This window comes from Pseudomonas morbosilactucae (assembly GCF_023241665.1).
Lineage (GTDB): Bacteria > Pseudomonadota > Gammaproteobacteria > Pseudomonadales > Pseudomonadaceae > Aquipseudomonas > Aquipseudomonas morbosilactucae.
In genome coordinates this window covers 36,001-50,901 of the sequence record NZ_JALQCX010000021.1, presented here as the reverse complement: position 1 = coordinate 50,901, position 14,901 = coordinate 36,001, and the positions used below count along the sequence as shown (strand labels likewise).

General features: G+C 64.9%; 15 protein-coding genes. 9 read left to right on the top strand and 6 right to left on the bottom strand.

The window, feature by feature from the left end; all coding sequences use genetic code 11:
- Positions 1–115: 115 nt before the first annotated feature.
- The 4 genes from M1B35_RS12945 to M1B35_RS12930 all read left to right on the top strand — a co-directional run bounded on the left by M1B35_RS12945 (position 116) and on the right by M1B35_RS12930 (position 3,071).
- On the top strand, positions 116–487 hold the full coding sequence (locus M1B35_RS12945; protein WP_268262110.1) for a hypothetical protein: 372 nt from the start codon (positions 116–118) through the stop codon (positions 485–487).
- Positions 488–490: 3 nt separating this feature from the next.
- A complete protein-coding gene (locus M1B35_RS12940; protein WP_268262109.1) occupies positions 491–673 on the top strand; it encodes a DUF1289 domain-containing protein in 183 nt (60 codons plus the stop codon).
- 214 nt (positions 674–887) lie between these two features.
- Positions 888–2,057 carry a p-hydroxyphenylacetate 3-hydroxylase oxygenase component gene (locus M1B35_RS12935; RefSeq protein WP_123331586.1) on the top strand — a complete coding sequence of 390 codons (1,170 nt, stop codon included), beginning with the start codon at positions 888–890 and terminating at the stop codon, positions 2,055–2,057.
- 72 nt (positions 2,058–2,129) lie between these two features.
- Positions 2,130–3,071: a p-hydroxyphenylacetate 3-hydroxylase reductase component gene (locus M1B35_RS12930; RefSeq protein ID WP_268262108.1), complete on the top strand. Its 942-nt coding sequence runs from the start codon at positions 2,130–2,132 to the stop codon at positions 3,069–3,071.
- 18 nt (positions 3,072–3,089) lie between these two features.
- Here the strand turns inward: M1B35_RS12930 and M1B35_RS12925 are convergent, their stop codons facing one another.
- Positions 3,090–4,742 (bottom strand): sensor domain-containing diguanylate cyclase, encoded by a 1,653-nt coding sequence (locus M1B35_RS12925; protein ID WP_123331590.1) that lies wholly within the window; start codon positions 4,740–4,742, stop codon positions 3,090–3,092.
- Between the two features lie 230 nt (positions 4,743–4,972).
- Between M1B35_RS12925 and yfcF the strand changes: the two genes are divergently transcribed.
- Positions 4,973–5,611, top strand: coding sequence for a glutathione transferase (yfcF, locus tag M1B35_RS12920; RefSeq protein WP_259740375.1), 639 nt, complete (start codon positions 4,973–4,975; stop codon positions 5,609–5,611).
- Positions 5,612–5,641: 30 nt separating this feature from the next.
- On the opposite strand, the gene M1B35_RS12915 is transcribed toward yfcF, so the two are convergent.
- The gene (locus tag M1B35_RS12915; protein ID WP_268262107.1) at positions 5,642–6,199 is read right to left on the bottom strand and encodes a thioesterase family protein; all 558 of its coding nucleotides are present in this window, start codon (positions 6,197–6,199) and stop codon (positions 5,642–5,644) included.
- Between the two features lie 105 nt (positions 6,200–6,304).
- On the opposite strand from M1B35_RS12915, the gene M1B35_RS12910 reads away from it, so the two are divergent.
- On the top strand, positions 6,305–7,270 hold the full coding sequence (locus tag M1B35_RS12910; RefSeq protein ID WP_268262106.1) for a GlxA family transcriptional regulator: 966 nt from the start codon (positions 6,305–6,307) through the stop codon (positions 7,268–7,270).
- A gap of 24 nt (positions 7,271–7,294) precedes the next feature.
- Here the strand turns inward: M1B35_RS12910 and M1B35_RS12905 are convergent, their stop codons facing one another.
- Entirely contained in the window at positions 7,295–7,723 is a 429-nt protein-coding gene (locus tag M1B35_RS12905) for a GNAT family N-acetyltransferase (RefSeq protein WP_268262105.1), read from the bottom strand.
- A gap of 139 nt (positions 7,724–7,862) precedes the next feature.
- On the opposite strand from M1B35_RS12905, the gene M1B35_RS12900 reads away from it, so the two are divergent.
- A complete protein-coding gene (locus M1B35_RS12900; RefSeq protein ID WP_268262104.1) occupies positions 7,863–8,588 on the top strand; it encodes a transporter substrate-binding domain-containing protein in 726 nt (241 codons plus the stop codon).
- 260 nt (positions 8,589–8,848) lie between these two features.
- Positions 8,849–9,790: a Ppx/GppA family phosphatase gene (locus tag M1B35_RS12895; RefSeq protein ID WP_123331599.1), complete on the top strand. Its 942-nt coding sequence runs from the start codon at positions 8,849–8,851 to the stop codon at positions 9,788–9,790.
- A gap of 59 nt (positions 9,791–9,849) precedes the next feature.
- Here M1B35_RS12895 and M1B35_RS12890 read toward each other — a convergent pair whose 3' ends face one another.
- From M1B35_RS12890 to M1B35_RS12880, 3 genes are all read right to left on the bottom strand, one after another.
- On the bottom strand, positions 9,850–10,776 hold the full coding sequence (locus M1B35_RS12890; RefSeq protein WP_123331601.1) for a sugar ABC transporter substrate-binding protein: 927 nt from the start codon (positions 10,774–10,776) through the stop codon (positions 9,850–9,852).
- Positions 10,777–10,877: 101 nt separating this feature from the next.
- Positions 10,878–11,666, bottom strand: a complete 789-nt coding sequence (locus tag M1B35_RS12885; protein WP_123331603.1) for a TIM barrel protein — start codon at positions 11,664–11,666, stop codon at positions 10,878–10,880.
- Positions 11,663–12,685 carry a Gfo/Idh/MocA family oxidoreductase gene (locus M1B35_RS12880; protein ID WP_123331606.1) on the bottom strand — a complete coding sequence of 341 codons (1,023 nt, stop codon included), beginning with the start codon at positions 12,683–12,685 and terminating at the stop codon, positions 11,663–11,665. Before M1B35_RS12880 ends, M1B35_RS12885 begins: the two co-directional genes overlap by 4 nt.
- Positions 12,686–12,881: 196 nt before the next feature.
- Here M1B35_RS12880 and M1B35_RS12875 point away from each other — a divergent pair, with 196 nt between their 5' ends.
- Entirely contained in the window at positions 12,882–14,891 is a 2,010-nt protein-coding gene (locus tag M1B35_RS12875) for a sigma-54-dependent Fis family transcriptional regulator (RefSeq protein ID WP_268262103.1), read from the top strand.
- Positions 14,892–14,901: the final 10 nt, after the last annotated feature.

Here is a 14,901-nt window from a genome sequence, read left to right as displayed (position 1 = left end):
TCGTTCGCAATAGTACCTGTGCAGGCTTTGTCCCCGCAATCGGTGTTTGCTCGCCGGTAGCCGCACGGGTTGGCGTATGATTGCGGCCCTTTTTCAGCCCCTTCAAGGACCCCGCATGTTGTTGAGCAAGCGTGAGCAGGCGCAGATCGAGCGCCGCCTGGCCACCACCCTGACTGAGGCCTGTGAAACCGCCAAGGCACAGATCGTCGGCTTCAGTTGGCTGACCCACGAGGTGGATTACGCGGCGTTTCCATCGAGCCTGCGGGTGGTGTGGATATTCGACACCCAGGCCCATCAGGAGCAGGCCCTGGCCGCTGGGCAGGGCGAGCACATGCTGGCCCTGACGGCCACGGCCCTGGATCAGGCCGACATTTCGCTCAACCCGTTGGCGCGGCATGTGCTGTTCGACAATGAAGAGGCTTGCCGCCGTGCCAACGGCGGCGATTGGCAACAACGCCTGGCGCGCCTGCGCCCGGGGCGGGGCTGATTCGTGGCCAAGGACATCGAGAACCCCTGTGTTGCCTTGTGCCAGTTGAGCGGTGACCTGTGCGTCAGTTGCGGGCGGACCAAGGACGACATCCGTAAATGGAAGCGCATGAAGCGTCCGGAGAAGATGGCCGCCGTGCAGCGTGCCAGCGAGCGCATGAAGCGCTTGAAAAAGAACAAAGGGTAAGCGGCGCCCGTGGCGCTCATGGACGGTAGGCACTTGCTTGCACAGGCCATGAAAAGTGCAATCTTCTATCTGGAACGTGCATTTTTCGGCGCGCACCGGTTACGCATACTGGGCTGGCTCAGAGCATTGATCCCCGACACTCCCTAGCCGCTCAGCGATCAGCAGCGCCAGGGTCGGCAGGGTCAGCAGACGCCAATAATAAAAGAGTCCGCCCATGAAAAAGCCAAACCCGCTGCTCGAAGACCTCAAGTCCCTTCTGCCCGCCATCGCCGCCAATGCCTTCCAGGCGGAGAGGGACCGGACCGTCCCCGCCGACAATATTGCCTTGCTGAAAAGCATCGGCCTGCACCGGGCGTTCCAGCCGAAGAAATTCGGCGGGATGGAAATTTCCCTGCCGCAGTTTGCCGACTGCATCGCCCTGCTGGCCGGGGCCTGCGCCAGCACCGCCTGGGCCATGAGCCTGTTGTGCACCCACAGTCATCAGTTGGCGATGTTTTCCGCCCAGACCCAGCAGGACGTCTGGGGCGATGACCCGGACGCCACCGCCAGCAGCAGCATCGCGCCGTTCGGGCGCACTGAAGAGGTCGAAGGCGGGGTGATGTTCAGCGGCGAAATGGGCTGGAGCAGCGGGTGCGACCACGCCGAGTGGGCCATCGTCGGCTTTCGCCGCAAGAACGCCGAAGGCACTCAGGACTATTGCTTTGCGGTATTGCCGCGCCGGGATTACCAGATCCGCGATGACTGGTACGGCGTCGGCATGCGCGGCAGCGGCAGCAAGACCCTGATCATCGATAACGTGTTCGTCCCGGAACACCACATCCAGAAAGCCAAGGACATGATGGAAGGCAAGTCCGCGGGCTTTGGTTTGTACCCCGACAGCAAGATTTTCTACTCGCCGTATCGTCCGTATTTCGCCAGTGGCTTTTCCACGGTGAGCCTGGGGGTGGCCGAACGCATGCTCGAGGTGTTCCGCGAGAAAACCCGCACCCGGGTCCGCGCCTACACCGGCGCGGCGGTGGGGGCAGCGACCCCGGCCCTGATGCGCTTGGCGGAGTCCACCCACCAGGTGGCGGCGGCCCGGGCCTTTCTGGAGAAAACCTGGCAGGAGCATGCCGAGCACAGCGAGCGCCAGGTCTACCCGAGCCGGGAGACCCTGGCCTTCTGGCGCACCAACCAGGGCTATGCCACCAAGATGTGCATCCAGGCCGTGGACCGCTTGATGGAGGCGTCTGGCGGCGGCGCCTGGTTCGAAACCAATGAGCTGCAACGGCTGTTCCGCGATGCCCACCTGACCGGCGCCCATGCCTACACCGACTACGACGTCTGCGCGCAGATCCTCGGGCGCGAGCTGATGGGCCTGGAGCCCGATCCCAGCATGGTTTGAGCCCCTTCGCCGGGATTCGCTGCCCCTTACAACAATCGAGGCCGTCCACGCACGATGGCCCAGGAGTCTTGTATGCCCACTGTTTCTGATCACGCTTTCGACACCCATGCCTTTCGCCGCGCCCTGGGCAATTTTGCCACCGGTGTGACCGTGGTCACCGCCGCCACGGAAGACGGGCGCAAGGTCGGGGTGACCGCCAACAGCTTCAACTCGGTGTCCCTGGACCCGCCGCTGATTCTCTGGAGCATCGACAAGCGCTCCAGCAGCCACGAGGTGTTCGAGGCGTCCGGCCATTTTGCGGTCAACGTGCTGGCGGCCGACCAGATCGATGTGTCGAACAACTTCGCCCGGCCCAGCGATGACCGCTTTGCCGCCATCGACTTCGTTCCCGGCCCCGGCGGTGCGCCGCTGCTGGCCGACTGCTCGGCGCGTTTTCATTGCGAGAAATACCAGCAGGTGGACGGCGGCGACCACTGGATCATGATCGGCAAGGTGCTGGCCTTTGACGACTGTGGTCGCTCGCCGCTGCTCTATCACCAGGGTGCCTATTCCATGGTCCTGCCCCACACCCGCATGACCCGCCGCGGGGAAGGGCAGGCCCCCAGCAGTCACTTCCAGGGGCGCCTGAGCCACAACCTGTATTACCTGATGACCCAGGCGCTGCGGGCCTATCAGGCCAGTTACCAGCCTCGACAACTGTCCACCGGGCTGCGCACCAGCGAGGCGCGCATGTTGATGGTGCTGGAGAATGACGCCGGGTTGAGCCTCAACGATCTGCAGCGTGAGGTGGCGATGCCGGCCCGGGAAATTGACGAAGCGGTGGCCAACCTCAAGCGCAAAGGCCTGGTCAGCGACGAGGGCGAGCGGGTGCGCTTGACGGTCAAGGGCATCGACGAAACCGAAGGCTTGTGGGCCATTGCCCGAGAGCAGCAGGACAAGGTGTTTGGCGCCTTTGGCGAGGCCCAGCTGGAGCATTTCAAAAACGTGCTCAAGGGGGTGATTCAAGGCGCCTGAGCTGCGCTGGTTGCGGCCTCAGGCGACCCGGTTGCGGCCCGATGATTTGGCTTGATACAGCTGTTGGTCGGCACGTTTGATCAGTGCCGTGCTGTTGCTGTCTGCCGCGTCGGCCACGCTGATGCCGATGCTCACCGTGACTTGCCCGACACCGGGGAAGGTGCCATCGGCGACGGCGGCGCGGATCTTTTCGGCCACCACTTCCGGGCTGTCCGGGGCCGCGATGTTGGGCAGCAGCACGGCGAATTCCTCGCCGCCATAACGGGCGACGAAGTCGGTGGCGCGGGTGTGCTGTTCGATCAACTGCGCCAGCTTGTACAGCACCTCATCGCCCACGGCATGGCCGTGGTTGTCATTGATTTGCTTGAAGTGATCGGCGTCGATAAACAACAGGCCGAAACGGTGCCCGGTGCGTTGGAACGACAGGCTGCACTCGCTGAGCTTTTCATCGAAGCGTCGGCGGTTGTAGACCCCGGTGAGCGCGTCGTGGGTCGCCAGTTTCAACAGTTCGGCATTGGCCTCGCTGAGGGCCGCCGTGCGCAGGGCGACGGTTTTTTCCAGGGACGCATTGGCGTCTTGCAACTCGCGCTCCTTGAGCAGCAGGGACTCGGTCATGCTCTGGATCGATTGGCCCAGTTGGGCTATTTCCCGCACCGAATGCTCCCGAGGGAAGGTCACCCCCGGCTGCTGGGCCTGGACCTGTTGGGTCAGCCTGGCCAGTTGCTCGATCGGGCGGCTGAGGTTCAGCGCCAGGTAGTAGGCCACCAGGCCGAACACCAGCGCGGCGATCACCCCCAGCACCAGCAGTTTGTACAGCAGCAGGCGCGCCGGTTGCAGCGCGATGTCCAGCGGTTGGCGCACCGCGATGTACCAGGCCAGGCCGCTGCTCGACGGCGTTGGCACCGCCACCACGCTGGTCAGGTAGTCGTTGGCGGTGGTCCACCCGGGGTGCCCGCCGTTGGCGTCAAGCAACAGCAGGCTGGGTTGCTGTTGCCCCGTCAGGCTTTCCGGGTACAGCACCTTGCCGTCGTGGTCGATGATCAGCGCTTCAAGGTCCTGGCTGTCTTTGCCCAGGACCGCCGATTCGACAATCCGCGTGACCCAGCTCCAATGCGCATGGGCCCCCAGCACCCCGATGACCTGGCCCTGGGCATTTCGAATCGGCGCGGCAAAGTCGATAAAGCGCAAAGGCTCACCCCCGGCGTTGCCCGGCAGCAGCTTGGCCAGCAACAGCGCTTCGTGGGGGTCGCCGGTGTAGTCACCGCGCAGCCCCGCCTGGAACCAGGGGCGTTGTTGCACCGACTGGCCCACCAGCAGGCCGTTCACCGCCTGGCGCACACGCCCCTCGGCGTCGGCCACGCCCATCCAGGCGTACTCGGCACGGGACTGAGTGCGCAACTGCATCGACGCCAGGATATCCGGGTCATCCAGGTTGCCGTGCTCCAAGTAGGGCGCGCGGCTGAGGAGGTAGGTTTCCAACTGCCGTTCGCGCAGTTGCGATCCCAACAGCGCCGCGGTGGATTTGGCAATGCTCAACAAGGCATTGCCACGGGACTGCCTGATTTGCTCGGTGGCGATATGGCCGACATAGAAACCCACGCTGACCAGGGTGAGCAGCGACAATCCGGTAAACCAGAGGGTCAGGTGGCTACGCAGGCTGGCTTTGATCATGAGGGGGCTCGGCAGGTTTGGCGTGGCGGCATGGTATGCCCAAAAGCGGCAAGCTGTAAGCCGCAAGCTTGACGCTTGCCACTTGGAGCTTTCCGCTTGCCGCTTGAAGCTTTTCTTCAACTATTCCTCTACGGAATGCCGGCATGAAAATCATGAATTTTATTTATGGCGGGGGATCTCGTAGCGTGGCCGCAGTTGCCTGTTTTTCAGCCCTTGATGGAGTATGTGCCGTGACCCAGCCTTCGCCCCTGCGTTTGTATGTCGATGCTCAATTCACCAGCCCTTACGCCCTGTCGGTGTTTGTGGCGCTGCGGCACAAGGGCCTTGAGTTCGAGGTCATTCCCCTCGATCTGGAGGCCTGCGAGCACCAGGCGCCGGCTTACGCCAGCCTGTCGCTGACCCGGCGTGTACCGACCCTGGTGCAGGGCGAGTTGGCTTTGTCCGAGTCGTCGGCCATCACCGAGTACCTGGACGAAGCCTTCCCCGGAGCGGCGCTTTACCCTGAGGATTGGGTGCAACGGGCGCGGGCCCGGCAAGTCCAGGCCTGGTTGCGCAGTGACTTGCTGCCGATTCGCCAGGAGCGTTCGACCCTGGTGGTGTTCTATGGCGTCAAGGCCGGGCCGTTGTCGCCGCAGGCCGCGTCGGCAGCACAGAAACTGATCGAGGCTGCCCAGGCGTTGCTGGTCGGGAATGCCGAGTACCTGTGTGGCCAATGGTCGATTGCTGATGTCGACCTGGCGCTGATGCTCAACCGGCTGATCCTCAACGGCGACCCGGTGCCGCCGGCCCTGGTGGCCTACGCGCAGCGCCAATGGCAGCACCCGGCGGTGCAGGAATGGGTCAACCTGACGCGGCCGCCGATCGGCTGAAACCCCAGCCTGTCGCTACGGCGGCCGGCATCAGGGCAGGGTGGCTGCGGGGGCTTCTTGAGCGCGCAGCTGCTGGCTCATGTCGTCGCAGCTTTGCGACCAGTCCTTGAGCCACTGCGGCATCGGTGGCGATGCTTCGGACAGGCCCAGCTCATGCAAAAACGCCCCCGGCGCCACCGTGCCCTTGGCCGAGCGGAACAGGCCGCGCATCACCACCACACCGATCACCCGTCCACGGCTGACAAAACGGTGCTCCATAAAACTCCACTTTTCGTCCCAGCCAAGCATCCGCGTGTGAATCTCGAAGCCTTCGAAGAGCTTCAGCTCGCGGCGGAACTTGCCCCACACATCACCGACGATGGGCACGGCCCGGTGCCGCAAGGCCACGCGAAAGGCCCCGGTGCGCAGGACGAAATCCATGCGCCCGACATCGGCCAGGGTGAAGTAGCGGCCATTGGTTACGTGGCGGTTGAGGTCCAGGTCCAGCGGCCACACGCGCATGCGGGTAACCGTGGTGGCGAGGCCGTCGACGGGCTTGAGCCAGGGACGACGAAAAAGCATGAGCAAAAGTCGGAACCAGAGATTCATAAGCACGCCGATCAATGAATGAGCGTTGCACTCTAAGGATCCGGCTTCAGTTACAGTAGGTGCGTAAATGACTTATTTCATGCGAAAAGCGCAATAGGCCGGGTTATGCACATCACCTTGTTATTGGCGGACCAATGTTCCGCCGCCAGCGCCACCCTGGCCCTGGAAATGCTCAGCGCCGCCAACCTGTTTGCGGAGGGCTCGGGGCAGCCGTTCGAGGTGGTTTGCGCATCGCTGGACGGCGCCGATGTGGCGGCGTGGGGCGGGCAGGTGCTGCGGGTCGACGTGGCGCTCACCGAAGCCGTGCACACCGATCTGGTGCTGATCCCCGGCTTCCTTTTCACCCTCAAGGACGCCTTGCCGGCTTTTGCCGCGTACGGGCCATGGCTACGCCAGCAGCATGCCCGGGGCGCGGTCCTGGCCTCCATGTGCACGGCGGCGTTCATGCTGGCGGAAACCGGGCTGCTGGACGGGATGCGGGCCACCACCCACTGGGCGTTCGCCGACCTGTTCCGGCGCCGTTATGGCACGGTGCGTCTGGACGCCGCGCAGATTCTCTGCGAGGACCAGCGGTTGATCACCAGCGGCGGGGCGAGTGCGGCCATGGACCTGTTGCTGCACCTGGTGCGGCGCTTCGCGTCCCTGGAACTGGCGCAGAAATGCGGCAAGTACCTGCTGGTGGATAACGTGCGCACCCAGCAATCGGTGTATGCCCTGTGGTCGCTGCCCAAGCACCACGGCGATGGTGAAATCCTGCGGGTCCAGGACTGGCTGGAGGAGCATTTCCAGCAACCGTTGCTGATCGACGACGTGGCCCAGCGCTTCGCCTTTGGCACCCGCAACTTCAAGCGGCGCTTCAAGGACGCCACCGGCTACACCCCCCTGGCGTACCTGCAGGCGTTGCGCCTGGAAAAGGCCAAGCAACTGCTCGAATCCACCCGCATGACCCTGGACAGCATCACCTACGCCGTGGGCTACGAAGACAGCAACTCGTTCCGCCGCCTGTTTCTACAGCGGGTCGGCCTGCTGCCGGCGGCGTACCGCAAGCAGTTCCAGCCGAGCGGCAGTTGAGGCGCCCGCTGGCCCGCCAGCGCTTTACGCCGGCAAGTGCTTTTTCAGGTAGAAGCGCTGGTGGCCCGGCGGGCAATCCTCCAGCACCCCCATGATCTGATAGCCCTGTTTCTGATAGAACCCCGGCGCCTGGAAGCTGTAGGTGTAGAGAAACACCCCTTTGCAACCCAGGTCGAGGGCGTACTCTTCGGCCCGCTTGAGCAACGCGCTGCCCAGGCCGTGGCTGCGCTTTTCATCGTTCAGCCACAGGTAGTCGATGTACAGCCAGCCCATGCCGACATTGCCGAACAGGCCGCCGATGACCTGGTCTTCTTGATCGCGGGCGTAGAGCTGGAAGTCCTCATATTGGGAGTGACCGATGCTCTGCGCATTGAAGCGCTCCAGGCCCTGTCGCACCTCGGCCATGGCTTCGGCGTCGGCGCCCAGGGTCAAGCGGTAAGGGGTGTCGTTCATGGGCGCTCCTGTGGGGCAATTTGAGGTGGGCGGTATCCTACAGGCTTGGCGGACGGATGGTCAGGGGCGGCTTGATCCTTTCCTGATCCCTGCCTTTCTGGTAAGGGTGCTTGCGCCATTTCCCGATCTGGAGCCGATGATGAGTGTGATTTCCCCCGCAGTCCTGGCCGACCTGGCCCCCCAGGGCGTGTTGCGCGCCGCGATCAATTTTGGCAACCCGGTGCTGGCCCAGCCGGGCGCGGACGGCAAGCCCCAGGGCGTGTCCGTAGCCCTGGCTAAGGCGTTGGCCGAGGAACTGGGCGTGGGCCTGGAGTTGCAGACCTTCGACGCGGCGGGCAAGGTTTTCGCGGCATTGGAGCAGGGCGCCTGGGACTTGGCGTTCCTGGCCATCGAGCCGGTGCGTGAAGAGCAGATCGCCTTCAGCGAACCCTATGTGATCATCGAAGGCACTTACCTGGTGGCGGCCGACGCGCCTTATCAGGCGGTCGCGGATCTTGACCAGCCGGGCCTGCGCCTCGCGGTGGGCAAGGGTGCGGCCTATGACCTGTTCCTCAGTCGCACCCTGCAGCATGCGCAACTGGAACGTGCAGAAACCTCGGCCGCGGCGGTGGACCTGTACATTGCCCAGGGCCTGGATGCCGCCGCCGGGGTGCGCCAGCCGCTGCAAAAAGTGGCCGACGCGGACCGCCGTTATCGGGTGCTGGACGGTGCCTTCACCGCCATTCGCCAAGCCATGGCCGTGCCCCGCGAGCGCCAGGCCGGTGCGGCCTACGTGCGAGAGTTTGTCGAGCGCAAGAAAGCCGATGGCCTGGTGCGTGCGGCGCTGACCGCCACGGGTCAGGCGGACGTGCCAGTGGCCCCTTGATGACCGGTGCCCGGCTGGCGCTGGGCAGGGGCTGAAAAAAAGGCAAAAAAAAGCTGCCATAACCCTGGCAGCCAGAACAACGAGCACGCGTTGCTCGCCACAGTATCGGGCTGGCGTATGACGTTTTGATGACATGTTCCAGCGTTCAAATACCTGGGCACTGTCATCCGGACGTCATCTTTCGAGTGGCAAAATCCCCTCCAACCCTCTGCCGGCGCAGGGGTGCTTGCCAACGGATGAACTTGCCAGGAACACAGCCCATGAAAGGCGAAAGCCCCCTGTATGCCGCCATCGACCTGGGCTCCAATGCGTTTCGCCTGATGATCGGGCAACCCCTCAAGCGCGATCGGCAGTGGCAGGTCCAGGCCGTCAAGACCCTGCGTGAACCGGTGCGCCTGGCCGAAGGCTTGCAGGGCGGGGCGCTGGATGAGTTGGCCCTGGAACGCGGCTGGCAGGCCCTGGCGCGTTTTGGCAAACGCTTGCGGGGCTTCGAGCCCGGACGGGTGCGTGCCGTGGCCACCAGCGCGGTGCGTGAAGCCGACAATGCACGGCTGTTTCTCCACGGTGCCGAGCGCCGCCTGGGCTTTCGCATCGATGTCATCAGCGGTCAGGAAGAGGCCCACCTGGTGTACGCCGGGATCGCCCATGCCGACCCCTTGCAACAGGACCGGCGCCTGGTGGTGGACATCGGCGGTGGCTCCACCGAATTGATCATCGGCCAGGGCAGCCAACCACTGCTCACCGAAAGCCTGGCCATCGGCAGCGGCACCTTCGGCACTCGCTATTTCCCGGGTGGTGTCATCAGCGCCACCGGCCTGTTGGAAGCCGAACGCGTGGCCTGTCGGCAATTCGAACGGGTGGCCCAGCGCTACCGCGAATTGGGTTGGCAGCAGGCCATTGGTTCATCGGGCACCGCGCGCATGCTGGCCAAGGTGCTCAAGGCCAACGGCCTGAACGATGCCGGGGAGGAGGGCATCACCTACGGCGGCTTGCTGCGTTTGTCCCTGCGCCTGCTGCAGGTCGGGCACGTTCGCCAGCTCAGGCTGCTGGGGCTGCAACCCCAGCGCCTCGGCAGCCTGCCCGGTGGCCTGGCGCTGATGCTGGCGGTTTTCAAGGTGTTTGGCGTCGAGCGCATGGCGCCTTCGGAGCCCGGGTTGCGGCTGGGCGTGCTGCATGGGTTGATGAGCCAGCGCCTGAACTGATGCGGGTCGAAGAGGCCTTCGAGGGCCGGTATTGACCCTCGATGCCGATTAACCGGCTGCTACTTGAAGTGCTGCTCGAAGCTCGCCACCTGCTCCGGGCGGATCAACTGGTAGGGCACCCAGACAAAGGTCTCCACCGGCTCACCCTTGATCAGCTTCAGCGCCGCTTGCATGGCACTGGCCGCCTGAGCCTTGGGGTCCTGGAACACTGAGGCGGCCAGTTGCCCGCGCTTGATCGCGTTCAGGCCGTCGGGCAGACCGTCGATGCCCACCACCGGCACTTCGCCCTTGGCCTTGCCGGCCTGTTGCAGGGCCATGGAGGCACCAATGGCCATCTCGTCGTTGTTGGCGACGATGGCGTCGATGTCGACCCCGGCCAGCAGCCAGTTGCTGGTCAGGTCCATGCCTTTGCTGCGTTGCCATTCGGCGCTTTGCTCGCCCACCACTTTGATGCCCGGGTAGTCCTTGAGCACCTGCTTGGCGCCCTCGGTGCGACCCTGGGTAGCGTTCTGCGCGAGGTCGCCCATGATGATCGCGACGTTACCCTTGCCGCCCATTTTCTCGGCCAGGAAGCGCATCTGCAGTTGCCCGGCCTCGATGTCGTCAGAAGCCACCGCCACCACGCCCTTGGGCAGTTCGGGCTGGTCGGGGCGGCGGTTGACGTAGACCAGCGGGATTTTTGCGGCCACGGCAGCACGGGTGATGTTGGTGGCAGCGGCGGTGTCCACGGGCAGCACGATCACCGCGTCGACCTTTTGCGCGAGGAAGTTCTCGACCTGGCTCAACTGGCGCACCACGTCGCCCTGGGCGTCCTCGAACTGGACCTGCACCTGTTGTTGCTTGGCCGCATCGGCCAGGCCGCTGCGCACGTAGGTCATGAAGTTGTCGTCGACCTTGGCGATGCTCACGCCAATGCGGTAGTCGGCCAGGGCCAGGTGGCTGAACAGGGTCAGGGCCCCGGCAAGCAGAAATGAGTAGCGACGCATGATGGTTTTCCTTTTGTTGTTATGGGATGAAATTCATCAAGATCCATCGGTGCTGCAGTGGGCTCTCGGGGCCGGGCGGCCCGCCGAGAGCCCGGTGCTGTTCACGCCAGTGTGAAGGCGTGGCGGAAGCGTTCCAGGGCCTGTTCGGAATCCCCCGAGGCCCAGCCTTCAAGGCCGACCACCCCCTTATAACCGATGCCGTGCAAGGCCCTGGCAATCGCCGGGTAATGAATTTCGCCGGTGCCCGGCTCCTTGCGCCCAGGCACGTCGGCCACCTGGATTTCACCGATGGCCGCACCGGCGCGCTGGATCAATTCGATCAGGTTTCCCTCACCGATTTGTGCGTGGTACAGGTCCAGGTTCATTTTCAAGTGGGCGCTGCCCACGGCTTCCACCAGGGCCAAAGTGTCGTCGGCACGGGCGAACGGGGTGCCGGGATGATCCACCGCGGTGTTGAGGTTTTCCAGGAGAAACACCTTGCCGGCGTCTTCGCCCAGGCGGGCGATCTGCTCCAGGGTCTTGCACGCCCGCAGCCACTGGGCGCCGCTGCTGCGGGCCACGGGCCGTACCGGCAGACCCCGGTTGTCCAGGCCGGTGCCGTGCAGGTTGAGGCTCGGGCAGTTCAGGCGGGCGGCCACACCGAGGGATTCCCGGGCGCTGTCCAGCAGATTGCGGATGCCTTCGGGCTCGGTCAGGTTGCCGCTGATGTAGCCGGTCATGGAGGTGAAATCGGCGCCGGTGGCGGCCAGGGCGACGATGTCCTTTTGCGTCCAGTCCCAGATTTCCGCGCTGAACCCCAGGGCGTGGATGCGCTGCACCCGCTCCACGAACGGCAGTTCTAGGAACACCATTTCGGCGCTGACCGCCAGTTTGAACGGGCAGTGGCTCATGACCGGGCTCCTTCCACGCGCACCGCCTTGCCTTGCTGGAACGAATCGATGCAGGCCCGGGCGATGGCCAGGGCAGCCCGTGCATCGGCGCCGCTGGCCAGGGGTTGCTCGCCGCTGCGCAGGCAGTCGACAAAGTGGTTGAGTTCGGCGATGTAGGCATCGCGCAGCAGGTCGGTGTCCAGGCGCAGGGTATCGGCCTGGATGCCCGTGGCGGTGTAGCGCAGCAGGTCGCTGTCGCGGATCTCGCCCATGGTCAGCATGCCGGCGCTGCCGAACACTTCGCCGCGCACGTCGTAGCCGTACAGCGCCTGGAAGCTGGCTTCGGCGGTGGCCAGGGCGCCGTTGTCGAAGCGGATGCTGACCACCGCGGTGTCCAGCAGGCCCTTGGCCTTGTATTCGGGGGCGATCAGGGCGTCGGCCATGACGTGGACTTCAACCGCCTCGGCGCCCGGGTTGAGGTAGCGCAGGGTGTCGAAGTCATGGATCAGGGTTTCCAGGAAGATCACCCATTGCGGCGAAGCGGCGGGGTTGTTCAGGGCCGGGTCGCGGGTCAAGGAGCGCAGCAGTTGCGGGGTGCCGATGCGCCCGGCGAGCACGTCCTGGTGAGCGGCGCGGAAGCTGCGGGCAAAACGCCGGTTGAAGCCCACCTGCAACGGCACCTGGGCATCGGCGGCGGCCGCGATGGCGCGGTCGGCTTCCTCCAGGGTGATGGCCATGGGTTTCTCGCAGAAGATGCCTTTGCCGGCCCGGGCGGCACTGATCACCAGTTCGGCGTGGCTGCGGGCTGGGGCGGCGATCAGCACGCCATCGACTTGCGGGTCGTCGAGCAGTTGCTGCGGGTCGGTGTAGACCCGTTCGACCCCCAGTTCCGCCGCCAGGCGCGCGGCTTGGCCGGGCGTTGGGTCGGCGATGGCCACCAGGTGCGCGCCGGGAATGTGCCGGGCAGCGGTCTGGGCATGGAAGCTGCCCATGCGACCGGCGCCGATAAGGCCGAGGCGGATGATCTTGGGTGCTGGCATAAGGTGATTCCTTGTTGTTGTGGGTCGGGCTCGGGGCGCATCGCAGCGCCGTCCCTGACCCTTCAGCAAGGCCTGTGCCAGTTTTTAAGTGATTGATATTTATGGCTATTTTATGAATTCACACGCTTGAAGTGTGCATGTCGATGACATGTCTATAATGACATGTCAAAAATATGAACATGGTCAGGAAGCCCTCATGCCCCTCACGTTGCTGCCCACCGCCATCGGCCCGGACGACCTTGATTACATCACCGCCCTCGGCCCGGTGGCGTTGAACGAGGGGCCCATTCCCCAGGTGCAACAGGCCTGGCACCAGTGCCTGCAGGGGCATCTGGAACGGCCGGCCGGTGTGCGGCAGGTGATCTGGGCTTCGTGGCGGCGCAGCGTCGAGGCCGGGTTGGACCCGCAGGACGCCGCCTACCGTTTTGTCAGCCCTGAAGCCCTGGCGGCCACGCTTTCCGCCAACCGCCAACTGATCGCCACCGCCGAACAGATCATGGGCGGGCTGCTGGCCTATAACCCCCGGGGCCATATCAACCTGACTGACGCCGAAGGCACCACCCTGGCGTTCTGTGGCCTGGACCTGACCCCCGTGGGCAGTCGCTTGCTGGAGTCGGTGCAGGGCACCAATTGCACCGGCCTGGCCCTGGCCGAAGACCGCCTGGTGTATGTGCTGGCCGAGGAAAACTTCGCCAGTGGCCTGCGCCAGCGGCGCATGCATTGCGCTGCCGCGCCGATCCGCGATGCCCAGGGCCGGACCCTGGCCATGCTGACCCTGACCGCCGAACCCGGCTGGTTCCATTTTCATACCCTGGGCACGGTGCAGGCGGCAGCCGAGGCGGTGTCACGGCAGATGGCCCTGCACACCCTGCTGGAAGAACAGCGCACGGTGCTGGAAGTGCTCAACGAAGGCTTGGTGGTGCTGGACCAGGAGGGCCGGATCAAGGCCCTCAATCGTTATGCCCGGCAACTGTTCCGGGTCGGTTCGGAACTGCTCGGGCAGCCCTTCCAGCAGTTGGGGCAGAGCGAACTCAAGGAGCAGGTATTGCTGCGTGCGGGCGAAGGGCTGCGGGACCTGGATTGCACCTTCGAACTGCACGACCGCACCCAGCTGGCGTGCCTGGTGTCGGTGTGCGCCCTGGAGCAAGGTGGGCGCATTGTTTCGCTGCGGGAGAACCGGCGCATCCGCGAAATTACCCGGCGCCTCATCGGCACCCAGGCCAGCTACACCTTCGACACCATCCAGGGGAACTCCCGGGTGATCCAGGATGCCTTGCGCCTGGGACGGATCGCCAGCCGCAGCGATTCCACCACCCTGATCCTCGGCGAAAGCGGCACCGGCAAGGAGCTGTTCGCCCAGGCCATTCACAACGCCAGCGATAGGGCCAGCGGGCCCTTTGTCGCGGTCAACTGCGGGGCCATTCCCCGCGACCTGGTGCAGAGCGAATTGTTCGGCCACGTGGAGGGCGCCTTCACCGGTTCGGCCCGGGGTGGCTCGGCCGGCAAGTTCGAGCTGGCGGACGGCGGCACCATTTTCCTCGACGAAATCGGCGACATGTCCTTCGACGCCCAGGTCAGCTTGCTGCGGGTGTTGCAGGAGGGCGAGGTGACCCGGGTCGGGGCGAAAAAGTCCCAGCGGGTGGATGTGCGCATCATCGCGGCCACCCACCGCAACCTCAGCCAGGCGGTGGCCCAGGGAGCGTTTCGCGAGGACCTGTATTACCGCCTCAACGTGCTCAACCTGACGGTGCCACCCCTGCGCCTGCGCCGCGAAGACATCGCCCTGCTGGCCTGGCACTTTCTCCAGCGTTGCGCCCAGTCGTTGCGCAAGACGGTGCAGGGCATCGCTCCTGCAGCCATGGAAGCCTTGGCCGCCTACCCCTGGCCGGGCAATGTGCGCGAGCTGGAAAACACCATCGAACGGGCCACCAACCTGGCCAGCGGCGCGCAGATCCAACTCGGCGACCTGCCTCTGGAAATCCTCCAGGGCCCGCGTCGGCCAGGCCTGGCCATCAGCGCCGAGCCCCGGGCGGCGCTGGACCTGAGCACCCAGGAAATGCAGGCAATCATCGCGGCCCTGCGCGCCAGCGGCGGCAATATCCGCCTCGCCGCCCGCCAGCTCAATGTCTCTCGCGGCGGCCTGTACAACAAAATGAACCGCTTCGGCCTGAGCGCCGACAGCTTCCGTGGGGGCGCGGAGGGCTAGGTGCCGGGCT